Here is a 16,844-nt window from a genome sequence, read left to right as displayed (position 1 = left end):
ACAAACGGATCCGCGAGTGGTGTTTTGGTAGCTTTGATGGGGCCTACGGTGGGGAACTCTTTCACGGTGTCGTGCCGCGCGTGCTGGATGTAGAAGACTATAAGACTTTGACCTTGGAAAACTTGGCCAATGGAATTTGCCAAGTGGACACAGCAAATTGGGCTGAACCATGGGAAGTCTTGAAAAACCGAATCCTAGAAGGTTTTGAAGCCATTGCCAAAGAAGTAGAAGAAAATGGTGGAGGCAATGCCTTGGTGGTCAGCCATAGTTGGACCATTCAGACCCTGGTCTGCTTGATCGAAGGAAAACCAAATCTTAATCTGCCTCTTTCAAACGGTAGTGTTACCCTTGTAGAATACGAAGATGGAGTATTGACGGTTAAGGGGATTGGAGATAGCAGTTACCGTGAGGTCGGTGAAAGCTTGCAAGAATCCTAGTCCGTCCTGAAAGGCTGACCCTTTGGTCATAGCCTTTTCTTTTTCAAAAAACTTGTAAGAGCTTTCCTACTTTCTTTTTGCAAAAAATGATATAATGAAAGAGATACATACGGAGGTAATACAATGACAAAAACCAGATTATATATTGCTCGTCATGGAAAAACCATGTTTAATACCATTGGACGAGCACAGGGCTGGTCAGACACTCCGCTGACAGAAGCAGGAGAACGTGGAATTCGAGAATTAGGACTTGGTCTCAAGGAAGCTGGGCTTTCTTTTGAAGAGGCTGTTTCGAGTGATTCTGGACGCACCATTCAAACTATGGGAATTATTCTTCAAGAACTTGGTCTGACAGGAAAAATCCCTTATCGTTATGACAAACGGATCCGCGAGTGGTGTTTTGGTAGCTTCGACGGTGCCTATGATGGCGAGCTCTTTATGGGGGTTCTACCCCGTGTCTTTAAGGTCGATGATTTCCATCGGTTGAGTTTAATGGAGTTGGCAGAAGGGATCGTTGAAGTGGATACCACGGGTTGGGCTGAATCCTGGAGCGCCTTGAGTGGCCGAATCTTAGAAGGATTTGAAGCTATTGCAAAAGAGGTAGAAGCAGCTGGCGGTGGGAATGCGATTGTTGTCAGCCACGGCATGACCATTACGACCTTGATTTATCTCATCGATCCGAAAGCTGTCGAAGAATTGGTCTTGGACAACGGAAGTGTAACTGTTTTGGCCTATGAGGATGGCGCCTTTCAGATTGAAAAGATTGGAGACATGTCCTATCGTAAGGTTGGAGCGAAACTCTTAGAGGATGGCCATGACAAATAAGTATAGACGCGCAAGAAAAAAACGTAAGAAACGGTGGCCCTACCTATTGAGTTTCTTTCTTCTTGTGGTCCTTGGATCAGGAATTGGTGCTTACTTAGCGAAGCCGAGCTTGTTTTCAGGGCTTCAGTTTTGGAAGGCAAAAAAAACAGCTGTAACGACTCCCTCTTCTTCTAAGAAAAAGAAAGAAAAATCAGATTTACCAGCTGTTTCGACAAAAGACTGGCAGTTGATCTTGGTTAATCGTGACAATGTGAAGCCAGAGTTGAACCCACAATTGACAGATGTGGATGCTATCAAAGTGGATAGTCGGATTGTAGAGCCAACTCGTCAATTTCTAGAGGCGGCTCGAAAAATTGCCCCAGAAGAAACCTTGATATCGGGTTATCGAAGCGTGGCGGAACAAACAGAGCTCTATAATGAGCGTGTTGCGCAATTAGAGGCCAGTGGTCTTTCGCACGAAGAAGCTGAAAAGCAGGTACAGACCCAGGTACAGGTTCCTGGTGCTAGTGAACACCAGACGGGGCTTGCGATCGATATGAGTGTCGAAGCTGGTCAAAGTGATGAGTTGGGCTTGCAGCTGGCTGCCATCGCACCGCAATATGGCTTTGTCCTTCGCTACCCAGATGGGAAGAGCAACATCACAGGTGTGAATTTTGAAAATTGGCATTTCCGTTATGTTGGCGTAGAAAATGCCCAGTATATGGCCAACCATCAGCTAGTATTGGAAGAATATATTCAACTATTGAAAAAGGCTGGAAAATAGGAGGAGATTCACTTTTTCTAGGTCTTCAGAATGATTTTTAGCACTCTTGAAAAAAGAGTGCTAATTTTTTGGATTTTTCTCTTGACTTTCTTTTGGATGGGTGTATAATAGAATCATGGTTTAGCACTTTGGTGTTTAGAGTGCTAAAAAATGAAAGAGAGGTGAGGTCATGGTTACAGAACGTCAAAATGAGATTCTCAATCTTGTTGTCGATATCTTTACCAAGACCCACGAACCAGTCGGTTCAAAAGCGCTACAAGATGTGATTCAATCCAGTAGTGCGACTATTCGAAACGACATGGCTGCCCTCGAAAAACAAGGCTTACTAGAAAAGGCCCACACTTCGAGTGGCCGAATGCCTAGCCGAGCTGGTTTTCAATATTTTGTTCAGAACTCGCTGGATCTAGAGCTGATTGATGAACAAGATGTTTACCAGGTGGTGAAAGCCTTTGATTTCGAAGCCTTTAAGTTAGATGATATCTTGGATGCTACGGCCAAGTTACTAGCCCAGATGACGGGTTATACCGCAGTGATTCAGGATGTTGAACCGACACGTCAGCGCTTGACTGGTTTTGAGATTGTTCCATTATCCAACCACGATGCTTTGGCAGTTCTGACCTTGGATGAATCAAAGCCTGTCACCGTCCAGTTTGCCATTCCAAAGAATTTCTTAACCAGTGACTTGGAAATCTTCCATCAGCTGATTCAAGAGCGTTTCATTGGAAATACAGTCTTGGATATTCACTACCGCCTGCGGACAGAGATTCCACAGATTGTACAGCGCTATTTCAAGACGACAGACAATGTGCTGGATCTCTTTGATTACGTCTTCTCGCAACTGTTTCAAGAACTGGTTTTTGTAGAAGGAAAGATTTCATCCTTAACCTACGCCGATCTTCAGACCTATCAGTTCTTAGATAATCCCCAACATGTAGCTCTCGAGTTGCGAGGGGGAATGCCAGAAGACCAAATGACCCAGATCCTGGTTGCAGAATCCCAAGAGAAGGCCTTGAAAAATGTGACGGTCATTAGTCACAGGTTCCTGGTTCCTTATCGTGGGATGGCCCTCATGCATGTGATCGGTCCTGTAGAGATGGATTACAGGCGTGTGATTAGTCTGGTCAACGTTATCGGCCGAGTACTGGTCATGAAGTTGACGGATTACTACCGTTACCTCAACAGCAACCATTATGAAGTAAATTAAGATCAAATGAAAGGGGTGTATGCCTTGACAGAAGATATCAAAAAAGAAGACGTGAAAGAAGAGGAAGTTGCCCAAACAACTGAAGAAGTTGTAGAGGAGTCCAACCAACCTTCTGAGTTAGAAGAAGCACATGCGCGTGCCGAAGAATTTGAAAATAAATACCTTCGTGCTCATGCAGAAATGCAAAACATTCAGCGCCGTGCCAATGAAGAACGTCAACAATTACAAAAATACCGTAGCCAAGATTTGGCAAAAGCGATCTTACCATCACTGGACAACCTCGAACGTGCCCTTGCCGTAGAAGGATTGACAGATGATGTGAAGAAGGGCTTGGAAATGGTCCAAGAAAGTTTGGTACATGCTCTGAAAGAAGAAGGAATTGAAGAAATTCCAGCGGACGGAGCCTTTGACCATAACTACCACATGGCCATCCAAACCTTACCTGCAGATGATGAACATCCAGCAGATACCATCGCACAAGTCTTCCAAAAAGGCTACAAACTCCATGACCGCATCCTACGCCCAGCCATGGTAGTAGTATATAACTAGGCTACCTTGTCCGAAACGACACTAAACTATGAAAGAAAGATTAACATTGGTTTGGCTTTGCCAATAGTGAGCGAAGCGAACCAAAGGCGATACTCTTCGCCGTGGCGGTATCTTCGCAAACTTTGAGACCTTAGGCTCAAAGTTTAGTCAAAGAGATTGACGAAGTCAAGCTCTGACGGCGTCGCCACTTAAGAAGAGTATCAAAAAGAAAAAAAGAGAAAAAATAACGAGGAGAAAAACATATGTCTAAAATTATCGGTATTGACTTAGGTACAACAAACTCAGCAGTAGCAGTTCTTGAAGGAACTGAATCAAAAATTATCGCAAACCCAGAAGGTAACCGCACAACTCCATCTGTAGTTTCATTCAAAAACGGTGAAATCATCGTTGGTGACGCAGCAAAACGTCAAGCAGTAACAAACCCAGATACAGTGATCTCTATCAAATCTAAAATGGGTACTTCTGAAAAAGTTTCTGCTAACGGTAAAGAATACACTCCACAAGAAATCTCAGCTATGATTCTTCAATACTTGAAAGGTTACGCTGAAGACTACCTTGGTGAAAAAGTAACCAAAGCAGTTATCACCGTTCCAGCTTACTTTAACGATGCACAACGTCAAGCAACTAAAGACGCTGGTAAAATCGCTGGTCTTGAAGTAGAACGTATTGTCAACGAACCAACAGCAGCAGCTCTTGCTTATGGTTTGGATAAGACTGATAAAGAAGAAAAAATCTTGGTATTCGACCTTGGTGGTGGTACATTCGACGTTTCTATCCTTGAATTGGGTGATGGTGTCTTTGATGTATTGGCAACTGCAGGGGATAATAAACTCGGTGGTGACGACTTTGACCAAAAAATCATCGACTACATGGTTGAAGAATTCAAGAAAGAAAATGGTATCGACTTGTCAACAGACAAGATGGCGCTTCAACGTTTGAAAGACGCAGCTGAAAAAGCGAAGAAAGACCTTTCTGGTGTGACTTCAACACAAATCAGCTTGCCGTTCATCACTGCAGGCGCTGCTGGTCCTCTTCACTTGGAAATGACCTTGACTCGTGCGAAATTCGATGATTTGACTCGTGACCTTGTAGAACGTACGAAAACTCCAGTTCGCCAAGCCCTTTCAGATGCAGGTTTGAGCTTGTCAGATATCGACGAAGTCATCCTTGTCGGTGGTTCAACTCGTATTCCTGCCGTTGTAGAAGCTGTTAAAGCTGAAACTGGTAAAGAACCAAACAAATCAGTGAACCCTGACGAAGTTGTGGCTATGGGTGCTGCGATCCAAGGTGGTGTGATCACTGGTGACGTCAAAGACGTTGTCCTTCTTGACGTAACTCCATTGTCACTTGGTATCGAAACAATGGGTGGAGTCTTCACAAAACTCATCGACCGCAACACTACAATTCCAACTTCTAAATCACAAGTCTTCTCAACTGCAGCAGATAACCAACCAGCCGTTGATATCCACGTTCTTCAAGGGGAACGCCCAATGGCAGCAGATAACAAGACTCTTGGACGCTTCCAATTGACTGATATCCCAGCTGCACCTCGTGGTATCCCACAAATCGAAGTTACATTTGACATCGACAAGAACGGTATCGTATCTGTTAAAGCGAAAGATCTTGGAACTCAAAAAGAACAAACAATCGTTATCCAATCAAACTCAGGTTTGACAGATGAAGAAATCGACCGCATGATGAAAGATGCAGAAGCTAACGCTGAAGCAGATAAGAAACGTAAAGAAGAAGTTGACCTTCGTAACGAAGTAGACCAAGCTATCTTTGCGACTGAAAAGACCATCAAAGAAACTGAAGGCAAAGGCTTTGATGCAGAACGTGACGCAGCTCAAGCAGGACTTGATGATCTTAAGAAAGCTCAAGAATCAGGTAACCTTGAAGAAATGAAAGCAAAACTTGAAGCCTTGAACGAAAAAGCACAAGCATTGGCTGTTAAACTTTACGAACAAGCTGCAGCAGCACAACAAGCACAAGCAGGAGCTGAAGGAGCACAAGCATCAGGCAACGCAGGCGATGACGTCGTAGACGGAGAGTTTACTGAAAAGTAAGATGCAAAGCCCGTTAAAACCTCACAGTGAAAATAGGAAATCTGACGCAGGAACTTTAGTTTCTAGGAAGATTTATCTTTTTCACCAAGAGGTTAGGGCGTGCTCAATTCAGCTTAACAACTAAATGATAAAAAGAAATCCAGAGGTTGCAACCCAGCCTCTGTTTTTCGGTAAAATAGAGGATGTTGCCTATGAAAAAAGTACTTTGTTTGATTTATCCTAATTTTTCTCTTTATGAGATAACTGCTTTAACGAGTACTTTAGCTCTGTCTTTTGACGTCACGATTGATTATGTCGCTTCAGATCATTCGATGGTGGTCTCTGAGGATGGCTTGCTCTGTCAACCGACCAAAACACTGGATCAAATCTGTATAGAAGAGTATTCTTGTGTGATTTTGCCAGGAATGGTCAATATAGGGCCTGCCTTACAGGATGAGAAATTGATTTCGTTCTTGAAGGACCTTGGTGAGCAAGATATCCTCATTGCAGCCATTTCTTCAGCGCCTCTTTTATTAGCGAAAGCAGGTTTGCTGAACGATACGAAATTTACAGGTGGAATTTGGCAAAACTTCTTTGATTATTTTGAATTTCTTCCACGTGAGAATTTCCAACCGAAAGTGGTTGTGCAAGATAAACAGATCATTACGGCTATCGGTTTTGCCCATCAAGAGTTTGCAAGAAAAGTGATTCTAAGTTTAGGCTTGGCAGAGAATACGGACAACTATTTTAAAGAACGAAACGACTACTCAGAAGAGGATTTGATATTTACTCTATCAGACCAAGAGTTTGATCAAGTGAAGCGAAGTATAGAAAACACCCTCTAAAGATGTACATGAAAATTATAGAAAGGAACAAAGAGTGTTCGTAACTGAACACGGGTTCCATAAATTCTTACTCAAAATGAAAGAAAGGAATTGAACCCGACCTAAATCGTGGTTTGATTCACAACATCAATAGAAAGGAACAAAGAGTGTTCGGGGAATTGAACCCGAGCGGAAAGCTTGGAAATTGGATAAACCGCCTAAGAAATCAGGATTTCTTGTCGGTTTCCTAAATTTCAGTCGCTTTCTGTTCGCTCTTAGTATCTTGTATGAACAATACTGAATTTTATGACCGTTTGGGCGTTTCAAAGAATGCATCTCAAGATGAGATCAAGAAAGCCTATCGGAAATTATCTAAAAAATATCACCCAGATATCAACAAGGAGCCTGGTGCTGAGGAAAAGTACAAGGAAGTTCAAGAAGCTTATGAGACTTTGAGTGACGAACAAAAACGGGCTGCTTATGACCAATATGGTGCTGCGGGTGCCAATGGTGGCTTCGGTGGCGGAGCAGGTGGTTTTGGTGGCTTTGATGGTGCTGGTTTTGGTGGCTTTGAAGACATCTTCTCTAGCTTCTTTGGTGGTGGTGCAAGCCGTAATCCGAATGCTCCTCGTCAAGGGGATGACCTCCAATACCGCGTCAATCTCAAGTTTGAAGAAGCGATTTTTGGTGCGGAAAAAGAAGTCAAGTACCATCGGGAAGCTAGCTGTCATACCTGTCATGGTTCTGGAGCTAAGCCAGGGACTAGTCCGGTGACCTGTGGACGCTGTCATGGTTCTGGAGTCATCAATGTGGATACGCAAACCCCTCTTGGGATGATGCGCCGTCAAGTGACCTGTGATGTATGTCATGGTCGTGGTCAAGAAATCAAAGATCCATGTACGACTTGTCGTGGAACAGGTCATGAAAAACAAGCTCATAGCGTGAATGTCAAGATTCCTGCAGGAGTTGAAACAGGTCAACAAATCCGCTTAGCTGGTCAAGGAGAAGCTGGCTTTAACGGTGGACCTTATGGTGACTTGTATGTCGTTGTCAATGTTGAGCCGAGCGATCGCTTCGAACGAGATGGCTCAACCATCTACTACAAGTTAGACCTGAACTTTGTCCAAGCAGCTCTTGGAGATACGGTCCATGTGCCAACCGTTCACGGAGATGTCGATTTGGTCATTCCTGAAGGAACCCAAACCGGTAAGAAATTCCGCCTCCGTGGAAAAGGGGCTCCAAGCTTACGAGGTGGTGCTATGGGGGATCAATATGTATCTGTCAATGTCGTCACCCCAACTGGTTTAAATGACAAGCAAAAAGAAGCCCTTCAAGCCTTTGCGGAAGCAAGTGATTTGAAGGTCAACCCAAAGAAAAAAGGGTTCTTTGACAAGGTCAAAGATGCTTTAGATGATTTATAAGAATGAACGAGTTTCCTTTTGAGTAAGGGGCTCGTTTTATTTTGGATCGAATCCAAGAACTTCCTCTCCTAATTAAAGAATAATGAGGACCCTCATTGAATTTATTAAGATATCGTGGTAAATTTAAGAAAACGATTACAAAGACAATTTAGGAGGTCCTGATGAAATCACATCAACCACGTTATGCGATTCGCAAGTACGCGGTAGGAGCGGCTTCAGTGCTCATAGGATTTTTTGCTAGCGCTCAGGTTGTAGCTGCTGATACACCAACGACTACTGACAGTCCTGCAACGACAGTACCAACTCAGCCAAGCGAGGGTGAGTCGACTAGTTCCCTAAACGAGGAAGCTTCTCAGCCAGTAGTAGAAAAAACAACGGCTCCTGCCCCAATCGTCGATCAAAGTCAACCGACACTGCCTGATCGTGAACTGCGGGTATCAGATCTTGACCGTTTGATTCGCGAAGAAGCGAGCTCGGTCGCAGAGTCGGATGTGGCAGCTCAACCAACGACAGCAGCGACGGAAACACCTGCTAAAGATCCTGAGCAAGAAGAAAAATTAGCCAAGAAAAAGATTGTTTCGATCGATGCTGGTCGCAAGTACTTCTCACCAGACCAGATCAAGGAAATCATTGATGAAGCTAGTAAGACTGGCTATACAGACTTGCATCTCCTAGTCGGAAATGACGGCTTACGCTTTGTTTTGGATGACATGTCCTTGAAAGTGGGAGATGCTTCTTATTCTAGCCAAGCCGTGACGGATGCGGTTGAAAAAGGGACGAAGGCTTATTACGATGATCCGAACGGAACAGCCTTGACCCAGGCTCAAATGGATGATATTTTGGCCTACGCCAAATCGAAGAAAGTAGGCGTCATCCCAACCATAAATAGTCCAGGTCACATGGATGCGATTCTGACAGCCATGGAACAATTGGGGATCGAAAACCCTCACTTTAATTATTTTGGTACAAAGAAATCAGCTCGGACCGTTGATTTGGACAACCAAAAAGCCTTAGACTTTACCAAGGCTTTGGTAGACAAGTATGCGGCTTATTTCAGCGGCAAAACCGACATCTTTAACATCGGTTTGGATGAGTATGCCAATGATGCCACAGATGCCCATGGTTGGCAGGTTCTCCAAGCCAGCAAGCATTGGCCGGGTGAAGGGTACCCGGAAAAAGGCTATGAAAAATTCATCCAATACGCCAATGATCTAGCGGCTATTGTGAAAAAACATAAGATGAAACCAATGGCCTTTAATGACGGAATCTACTACAATGGTGATACTTCCTATGGCACTTTTGACAAGGATATCATTGTATCCTACTGGACAGGTGGTTGGAACGGCTATGATGTCGCTTCTTCAAAACTTTTGTCTGAACTAGGCCATCAAATTCTTAACACCAATGATGCTTGGTACTATGTCCTTGGTCGTGACAAGGCTGGATCTGGTTGGTACAATCTTGATCAAGGTCTCGAAGGAATTTCCAAGTCAGCAATTGATGTCGTTCAAAAGAATGATGAGGCTAAGGTGCCCTTCATCGGTGGGATGGTAGCTGCCTGGGCAGATACACCATCCGCAACCTACAAAAAAGACCTTCTCTTTAAGCTGATGCATGCCTTCGCGGACAAGAATGCGGACTACTTTGTAGCAGATCCTGAAGTGGTCGAAAAGGCTCTTACGGAAGCCCCAACTGATTTGGACCACTATACACCAGAATCGCTAGTAGCCTTTACGGCAGCTAAAAAAGCTTTAGAAGGGGTAGGGGCAGACACGACTCGAGCAGAGGCCAAAACCTTGATCGATCATCTCAAAGCAGCTCAAGATGCTTTGGTATACACAGAAAGCTATGCGAAAGAAGTTGCTGCAAAAGAAGCAGCAGAAAAACTTGCCATGAAGAAGGTCATCTCGATTGATGCAGGTCGCAAATACTTCTCGCTGGATCAGTTGAAACGGATCGTCGATAAGGCCAGTGAGCTGGGGTATTCTGACTTGCACCTCCTGGTCGGAAATGATGGTATGCGCTTCGTACTCGATGATATGACGGTGGAATCCAATGGTAAAACCTATGCTAGTGACGATGTGAAAAAGGCCATTTTAGAAGGTACCAAGGCTTATTATGATGATCCAAATGGGCAAGCCTTGACCCAAGCGGAAATGGATGAGCTCCATGCTTATGCTACTGCTAAAGGAATCGGCTTAATTGCAGCAGTCAATAGTCCTGGACACATGGATGCCTTGTTGGTGGCCATGGAAAAATTGGGTATAGAAAACCCACGAGCTAGCTTTGATACTGTTTCAAAAACAACCATGGATTTGACCAATGAGGCAGCAGTTAACTTTACCAAAGCCTTGATTGGCAAGTACATGGACTACTTCAAAGACAAGTCTAAGATCTTTAACTATGGAACAGATGAATATGCCAACGACGCTACCAGTGCGCAAGGCTGGTACTACCTCAAGTGGTATGACCTCTATGGTAAATTTGCGGAGTATTCCAATAGTCTTGCAGCTATGGCGCGTGAAAAAGGCTTGCAGCCAATGGCCTTTAACGATGGCTTCTATTATGGAGATGAAGATGATGTTGCCTTTGACAAGGATGTCTTGATTTCATACTGGTCTAAAGGATGGTGGGGCTATAACCTCGCGTCACCGCAGTATTTAGCAGACAAGGGCTACAAATTCCTCAATACCAACGGAGACTGGTACTATGTTTTGGGTCACAGGGGAGATCAAAGCTATCCACTCGATAAAGCTATCCAACATTCAGAAACTATTCCATTTGAACAATTAGCTTCAACCAAATACCCTGATGTGAAATTACCGGTGTCCGGAAGTATGTTGGGAATCTGGGCAGATGAACCGGCCAATGAATACAAGGAAGAAGAAGTCTTCCAGGTCATGGAAGCTTTTGCCAACCACAACAAGGACTATTTCAAGGCAGACTTCACTGCTCTTAGAAAAGCAGTTGCTACGGTGCCAACAGATCTAGCTATTTACACACCAGAATCTCGCGCAGCCCTTGCGAAAGTCTTAGATAGCTTGAATTGGAATGTGAGCCGTGCTCATCAAGATCAGGTGGATCAAGAAGTGGCTGCTCTGACCCAAGCCCTTGCGGGGCTTAAGCCAATTACACAAGTGGGTAGCTTGGCTGAAAATGACGTCAAAGCCCTAGTGGAAGACAAACCAAGTCTTGAAATCGTAGAAAAAGAACTTGATTTTGACCTTGTGGAACGGACCAATCCAGATCTCGCTAAAGGAGAACGCAGAGTGATCCAGACTGGAGTTAAAGGGCAAGGTCTTGAGTATGTAGAGGTTTCGGCACTTGATCAAAGTCGAAAAGTGATCGCTACAGAAGTTGCCACAGAGCCGGTTGCAGAAATTGTTGAAGTCGGTATCAAAGAAGTCGTGATCCCAACAAGCCCTTCCGTAGAAGCACCAGTGAAATCAGACTTGCTCGTAAACAAAGTGGTTCCAGATCATTCAACACCTCAAGTGATCTCGAAAGATCAACCAGTAGCACCAGTAAATACCCCAACGCCAATTCCAGCAGCTGTGGAAAAAGAGGTTCGTTCAGAAGCAGTATCTTCTAACAAGCAACTCCCAGAAACAGGAGTGGAATCTGCTCTGGGACTCGCTTTACTAGGAGCGATCTTAGGAGCAGCAGGAATGGACTTGAAAAATAAAAAAAGAGACTGAGACCTAGTTGATTTGTAACAGGTCGAAGTTAGGAGAGTGGGACAGAAATCGGTAATTCGTTAGAATTCGATTTCGTCGTCCCACCTCCGCACAGTTGAGTAGGGCTGTAAAAGCTGATGAAATCAGCGTAGTAGAGCCCACTCAACCACTGCGTCTTGTTCGACAATCCAAAAATAATTGAGAGGCTAGGACTTTTGTCCCAGCTTCTTTTTGTGTTTGTAAAACTGTACCCGGACAGTTTTGTTTTTTCACTCTTGTAACCCCTTCTATATCCTGCTAAAATAAAAACATGACACGATACAAAGCAACCATTTCATATGACGGGACCTTGTTTGCAGGGTTTCAACGCCAACCGCATGCCCGTAGTGTGCAAGAGGAAATCGAGAAGACCTTGACGCGTCTCAATCAAGGAACCCCTGTTACCGTTCATGGAGCGGGGCGGACGGATTCAGGTGTCCATGCTCTTGGGCAGGTGATTCATTTTGATCTCCCCCAAGCGCGGGATGAGGAAAAGCTCCGCTTTGCCCTCGATACCCAAATCCCAGAGGATATTGATTTCATCCGAGTGGAGCAAGTAGTGGCTGACTTTCACTCACGCTACAAGAAGCACAGCAAGACCTATGAATTTATCGTGGATTATGGTCGTCCCAAGAACCCCATGATGCGCCACTATGCCACCCACTATCCTTATCCTTTGGATGTGGAAAAGATGCAAGCAGCCATCCAAAAGTTGGAGGGAACCCATGATTTCACCGGTTTCACAGCTTCAGGAACCAGCGTGGAAGATAAGGTTCGTACGATTACAGAGGCTCGCTTGGTCGAGGATGCAGAACATCATCGCCTTGTCTTTACCTTTTCGGGCAATGGCTTTCTCTACAAGCAAATCCGCAATATGGTGGGAACTTTGTTGAAGATTGGAAATGATCGGATGCCGATCGAGCAGATCGATCTAATTTTAGAAAAGAAGGACCGCAATCTAGCAGGTCCTACAGCAGCGCCAAATGGCTTATATTTAAAGGAGATCCGTTATGAGTAATGAATTGATTCTAGCTATTTCAGGAAATGATATTTTTAGTGGGGGAGGTCTTCACGCAGACCTTGCAACTTATACGACTAACAAACAGCATGGCTTTGTAGCGGTGACTTGTTTGACCGCTATGACGGAGCACGGTTTTGAAGTGATTCCGGTGGATCCGACGACCTTTGCTCAACAGCTCAACTCTCTCAAGGATGTTCCTTTTTCTGCTATTAAACTCGGCCTTTTGCCAAATGTTGAAGTGGCAGACTTGGCTTTGGACTATGTCAAAGCCCATGCGGAGATTCCTGTGGTACTAGATCCTGTCTTGGTCTGCAAGGAAAGTCATGATGTAGAAGTTTCAGCTCTTCGAGACGAATTGATTAAGTTCTTCCCTTATGTGACCATCATCACGCCAAACTTACCAGAAGCTGAGATCTTAACCCAAAGCAAGATTCAATCGCTCGACGATATGAAGGAGGCAGCGCGCAAGCTCCACGAATTAGGCGCAGCGAATGTCGTGGTCAAAGGAGGCAATCGTCTCAATAAAGAAAAGGCCATTGATGTCTTTTATGATGGGACAGACTTCACCGTCATTGAAGAGCCAGTCTTAGAAAAGAACAATACAGGAGCTGGTTGTACCTTTGCGTCTAGCATTTCCAGCCAGTTGGTGCAAGGGAAATCTCCACTTGAAGCTGTTAAAGCCTCTAAAGACTTTGTTTTCCAAGCGATTCAACATTCAGACCAGTATGGAGTAGTACAGTATGACATCTAATCGAACTCAACTCATTGCCCGCCTCTCTATTTTGACAGCCTTGACAGTTGTACTTGGCTACTATACCAAACTTCCAACTCCTACAGGGATCGTCACCCTGCTAGATCTTGGAGTGTATTTCACAGCCTTCTATTTTGGGCGCAAGGAAGGTGCTATTGTAGGTGGTGTCGGAGCCTTCCTACTTGACCTGATTTCAGGCTATCCTCAGTGGATGTTTTTTAGCCTCCTCTTTCACGGGGGACAAGGCTATTTCGCTGGCTTCAAGGGAAAAGCTCGTTACCTAGGCTTGCTCCTTGCGACAGTCGTCATGGTAGGCGGTTACGCACTAGCTTCCGCTCTCTTTTTAGGCAATGGCTGGGGTGCTGCTATCTCGGACATTCCGAACAACCTCGCTCAGAATTTTGTTGGAATGGCTTTAGGCTATGTGGTCTATTATGCATTTCAAAAGAAAGGAAGCTAATTCATGGATCTGGAGCAACTGAAGAAGGATACAAAAGAAATCCTGGTAGATGTCTTGGAAAAAAGCCGTCTCCGCCAAGGACAGATTCTAGTCCTCGGGATGTCTTCAAGTGAAGTTGCAGGAGGGCAAATTGGAAAAGCCTCCAACATCGACCTTGCCGAAGCTATTGTCCAGACCTTGCTAGATGAGTTGAATCCAAGAGGGATTTATCTGGCAGTGCAAGGATGTGAGCATCTCAATCGCGCCTTGGTGGTCGAAAGAGAATTGGCAGATAAAAAGGAGTTAGAAATCGTCAATGTCCTTCCGAGTCTCCATGCAGGAGGTGCTGGACAACTCGCAGCTTTCAAGTATTTTAAGGATCCTGTTGAAGTGGAATTTATCACAGCTCAAGCGGGGTTAGACATCGGAGATACCTCGGTGGGGATGCACGTCAAACACGTGCAAGTTCCAATTCGCCCTATCTTGCGTGAACTAGGTGGAGCCCATGTCACAGCCCTCGCCAGTCGGCCAAAATTGATCGGCGGTGCCCGTGCTCTCTACCTCGATGATCCCATCCGAAAATCATAATCAGAACTAGCTTTAAACGGCTAGTTTTTTTGGATGAAAAGAGAGGCAAAAACGTTTTAAAACTTGCAATTTCAAAGTTTTGTGGTAAAATTATAAGGAATGACTATATTATTTTAAGGAGAGACAGAATGTCTGTATCATTTGAAAACAAAGAAACTAACCACGGTGTATTGACTTTCACAATCAGCCAAGAGCAAATCAAACCTGCTTTGGACCGTGTGTTTGAGTCAGTTAAGAAAACTTTGAACGTACCTGGATTCCGTAAAGGTCATATTCCACGTCCAATCTTCAACCAACGTTTCGGTGAAGAAGCTCTTTACCAAGATGCTTTGAACGATCTTCTTCCAGCAGCATATGAAGCAGCTGTTAAAGAAGCTGGAATCGAAGTGGTAGCACAACCAACTTTCGATGTTGTATCTATGGAAAAAGGTCAAGACTGGACATTGACAGCAGCTGTTGTAACAAAACCTGAAGTAAAATTGGGTGCTTACAAAGACCTTGAAGTATCAGTAGAAGTTTCTAAAGAAGTAACAGACGCTGATGTGGATGCTCGTATCGAACGCGAACGCAACAACTTGGCTGAATTGGTTGTTAAAGAAGGTGCTGCAGCAGAAGGTGACACAGTTGTGATCGACTTCGTAGGTTCTATCGACGGTGTTGAATTCGACGGTGGTAAAGGTGACAACTTCTCACTTGGACTTGGTTCAGGTCAATTCATCCCAGGTTTCGAAGACCAATTGGTTGGACACTCTGCTGGTGAAACAGTTGATGTGATTGTAACCTTCCCAGAAGACTACCAAGCAGCTGACCTTGCAGGTAAAGAAGCGAAATTCGTGACAACTATCCACGAAGTAAAAGCAAAAGAAGTACCAGCTCTTGACGATGAATTGGCAAAAGACATCGACGAAGAAGTTGAAACTCTTGACGAATTGAAAGAAAAATACCGCAAAGAATTGGCAGCAGCTAAAGAAGAAGCATACAACGATGCAGTAGAAGCAGCAGCAATCGATCTTGCAGTTGAAAACGCTGAAATCGTTGACCTTCCAGAAGAAATGATCCACGAAGAAGTACACCGTTCAATCAACGAGTTCCTTGGAAACATGCAACGTCAAGGTATCTCACCTGAAATGTACTTCCAAATCACTGGAACAACTCAAGAAGATCTTCACAAACAATACGAAGCAGAAGCTGAAAGCCGTACGAAGACAAACCTTGTGGTTGAAGCAGTAGCGAAAGCAGAAGGCTTCGAAGCAACTGAAGAAGAAATCAACGCTGAAATCGAACAATTGGCAGCAGATTACAACATGCCAGTTGAACAAGTTCGCAACCTTCTTTCACCAGAAATGTTGAAACATGACATCACAGTGAAGAAAGCAGTGAACGTGATCACAAGCACAGCAAAAGTAAAATAATTGAGATAAAAAAGAAGAGCCGTGAGGCTCTTCTTTTTTTGATTTCATGGAGAATCCTGGAATTTTCCTTTGACGAAAGGGGAAATTTATCGTACAATAGAGTGTAACGATAAAATGCGTGATAGATTTAGTGGCGAGAAGTTTTCAATCTATCATTGAGGATAGGATGAGGTTTAAGACCGGATCCTTCTCCATTTAGGAAATGAAACATAAGGAGATTTACCCTTGGAATTAGAAGTATTTGCTGGACAAGAAAAAAGTGAACTTTCTATGATTGAAGTGGCGCGTGCGATTTTGGAATTACGCGGACGTGACCATGAAATGTACTTTAGCGATCTTGTAAATGAAATTCAAATTTACCTTGAAAAATCAAACATCGAGATCCGTGAAGCTCTTCCATTGTTCTATACAGAATTGAATGTAGATGGAAGCTTTATCCCACTTGGAGATAACAAATGGGGTCTTCGTTCATGGTATGCCATCGATGAAGTTGACGAAGAAATCATCGCTCTTGAAGAAACAGACGAAGATGAAACTCCTAAGAAACGGAAGAAAAAACGTGTCAATGCCTTTATGGATGGAGACGAAGATGCGATCGACTACAACGACGACGATCCAGAAGACGAAGAAGTTTACGAAGCAGATCCAGCTCTTTCATATGATGAAGAAAATCCAGACGATGAAAAGAGTGAAGTCGAAGCTTACGATGCTGAAATCAATGAAATCGTACCAGATGATTTGGGTGAGGAAGTTGAATTAAGCGAAGAAGACGACGAAGAAGAGGATTCTGAAGACGAGGAAGAAGAATAAATCATAAGAAGAGGCTGGGACAAAAGTCCTAGCCTCTCA

15 protein-coding genes are annotated in these 16,844 nt (G+C 44.1%); all 15 read left to right on the top strand.

Features of this window, described 5'->3' with window-relative positions:
- A partial coding sequence (locus HMPREF2704_RS04185; RefSeq protein ID WP_141760636.1) for a histidine phosphatase family protein occupies positions 1-437 on the top strand: 437 nt, incomplete at its 5' end.
- A 123-nt stretch (positions 438-560) separates the two neighbouring features.
- Positions 561-1,262, top strand: a complete 702-nt coding sequence (locus HMPREF2704_RS04180) for a histidine phosphatase family protein (protein ID WP_024056387.1) — start codon at positions 561-563, stop codon at positions 1,260-1,262.
- A complete protein-coding gene (locus tag HMPREF2704_RS04175; RefSeq protein WP_301362586.1) occupies positions 1,246-2,025 on the top strand; it encodes a M15 family metallopeptidase in 780 nt (259 codons plus the stop codon). Before HMPREF2704_RS04180 ends, HMPREF2704_RS04175 begins: the two co-directional genes overlap by 17 nt.
- 169 nt (positions 2,026-2,194) lie before the next feature.
- A complete protein-coding gene (gene hrcA / locus HMPREF2704_RS04170; protein ID WP_024056389.1) occupies positions 2,195-3,229 on the top strand; it encodes a heat-inducible transcriptional repressor HrcA in 1,035 nt (344 codons plus the stop codon).
- Positions 3,230-3,253: 24 nt separating this feature from the next.
- Positions 3,254-3,778: a nucleotide exchange factor GrpE gene (grpE, locus tag HMPREF2704_RS04165; RefSeq protein WP_301362588.1), complete on the top strand. Its 525-nt coding sequence runs from the start codon at positions 3,254-3,256 to the stop codon at positions 3,776-3,778.
- Positions 3,779-4,020: 242 nt separating this feature from the next.
- The gene (gene dnaK / locus HMPREF2704_RS04160; protein WP_021154445.1) at positions 4,021-5,844 is read left to right on the top strand and encodes a molecular chaperone DnaK; all 1,824 of its coding nucleotides are present in this window, start codon (positions 4,021-4,023) and stop codon (positions 5,842-5,844) included.
- Between the two features lie 191 nt (positions 5,845-6,035).
- Positions 6,036-6,668 (top strand): DJ-1/PfpI family protein, encoded by a 633-nt coding sequence (locus HMPREF2704_RS04155; RefSeq protein WP_021154446.1) that lies wholly within the window; start codon positions 6,036-6,038, stop codon positions 6,666-6,668.
- A gap of 266 nt (positions 6,669-6,934) precedes the next feature.
- Positions 6,935-8,068 carry a molecular chaperone DnaJ gene (dnaJ, locus tag HMPREF2704_RS04150; RefSeq protein ID WP_003004734.1) on the top strand — a complete coding sequence of 378 codons (1,134 nt, stop codon included), beginning with the start codon at positions 6,935-6,937 and terminating at the stop codon, positions 8,066-8,068.
- 161 nt (positions 8,069-8,229) lie between these two features.
- Complete coding sequence (locus tag HMPREF2704_RS04145) at positions 8,230-11,766, top strand: family 20 glycosylhydrolase (protein ID WP_070845757.1); 3,537 nt, start codon at positions 8,230-8,232, stop codon at positions 11,764-11,766.
- 289 nt (positions 11,767-12,055) lie between these two features.
- On the top strand, positions 12,056-12,802 hold the full coding sequence (truA, locus tag HMPREF2704_RS04140; protein WP_070845755.1) for a tRNA pseudouridine(38-40) synthase TruA: 747 nt from the start codon (positions 12,056-12,058) through the stop codon (positions 12,800-12,802).
- On the top strand, positions 12,795-13,556 hold the full coding sequence (locus tag HMPREF2704_RS04135) for a bifunctional hydroxymethylpyrimidine kinase/phosphomethylpyrimidine kinase (protein ID WP_049507303.1): 762 nt from the start codon (positions 12,795-12,797) through the stop codon (positions 13,554-13,556). Before truA ends, HMPREF2704_RS04135 begins: the two co-directional genes overlap by 8 nt.
- Entirely contained in the window at positions 13,546-14,016 is a 471-nt protein-coding gene (locus tag HMPREF2704_RS04130; RefSeq protein WP_003010175.1) for an ECF transporter S component, read from the top strand. The genes HMPREF2704_RS04135 and HMPREF2704_RS04130 overlap by 11 nt, the downstream gene beginning before the upstream one ends.
- A 3-nt stretch (positions 14,017-14,019) precedes the next feature.
- The gene (locus HMPREF2704_RS04125; protein WP_024055267.1) at positions 14,020-14,583 is read left to right on the top strand and encodes a TIGR01440 family protein; all 564 of its coding nucleotides are present in this window, start codon (positions 14,020-14,022) and stop codon (positions 14,581-14,583) included.
- A gap of 128 nt (positions 14,584-14,711) precedes the next feature.
- Complete coding sequence (gene tig / locus HMPREF2704_RS04120; protein WP_003004508.1) at positions 14,712-15,995, top strand: trigger factor; 1,284 nt, start codon at positions 14,712-14,714, stop codon at positions 15,993-15,995.
- 225 nt (positions 15,996-16,220) lie between these two features.
- Positions 16,221-16,805, top strand: coding sequence for a DNA-directed RNA polymerase subunit delta (rpoE, locus tag HMPREF2704_RS04115; RefSeq protein ID WP_049507302.1), 585 nt, complete (start codon positions 16,221-16,223; stop codon positions 16,803-16,805).
- Positions 16,806-16,844: the final 39 nt, after the last annotated feature.

Origin of the sequence: Streptococcus sp. HMSC076C09 (assembly GCF_001837905.1) — a bacterium.
Classification (GTDB): domain Bacteria; phylum Bacillota; class Bacilli; order Lactobacillales; family Streptococcaceae; genus Streptococcus; species Streptococcus parasanguinis_I.
This window is presented reverse-complemented; position numbering and strand designations above follow the sequence as displayed.

What these genes read in the sequence shown, in the direction of transcription:
- HMPREF2704_RS04180 (WP_024056387.1), top strand. Translation starts at nt 561, where the DNA reads ATGACAAAAACCAGATTATATATTGCTCGTCATGGAAAAACCATGTTT.
- HMPREF2704_RS04175 (WP_301362586.1), top strand. Translation starts at nt 1,246, where the DNA reads ATGGCCATGACAAATAAGTATAGACGCGCAAGAAAAAAACGTAAGAAA.
- hrcA (WP_024056389.1), top strand. Translation starts at nt 2,195, where the DNA reads ATGGTTACAGAACGTCAAAATGAGATTCTCAATCTTGTTGTCGATATC.
- dnaK (WP_021154445.1), top strand. Translation starts at nt 4,021, where the DNA reads ATGTCTAAAATTATCGGTATTGACTTAGGTACAACAAACTCAGCAGTA.
- HMPREF2704_RS04155 (WP_021154446.1), top strand. Translation starts at nt 6,036, where the DNA reads ATGAAAAAAGTACTTTGTTTGATTTATCCTAATTTTTCTCTTTATGAG.
- dnaJ (WP_003004734.1), top strand. Translation starts at nt 6,935, where the DNA reads ATGAACAATACTGAATTTTATGACCGTTTGGGCGTTTCAAAGAATGCA.
- HMPREF2704_RS04145 (WP_070845757.1), top strand. Translation starts at nt 8,230, where the DNA reads ATGAAATCACATCAACCACGTTATGCGATTCGCAAGTACGCGGTAGGA.
- truA (WP_070845755.1), top strand. Translation starts at nt 12,056, where the DNA reads ATGACACGATACAAAGCAACCATTTCATATGACGGGACCTTGTTTGCA.
- HMPREF2704_RS04135 (WP_049507303.1), top strand. Translation starts at nt 12,795, where the DNA reads ATGAGTAATGAATTGATTCTAGCTATTTCAGGAAATGATATTTTTAGT.
- HMPREF2704_RS04130 (WP_003010175.1), top strand. Translation starts at nt 13,546, where the DNA reads ATGACATCTAATCGAACTCAACTCATTGCCCGCCTCTCTATTTTGACA.
- HMPREF2704_RS04125 (WP_024055267.1), top strand. Translation starts at nt 14,020, where the DNA reads ATGGATCTGGAGCAACTGAAGAAGGATACAAAAGAAATCCTGGTAGAT.
- tig (WP_003004508.1), top strand. Translation starts at nt 14,712, where the DNA reads ATGTCTGTATCATTTGAAAACAAAGAAACTAACCACGGTGTATTGACT.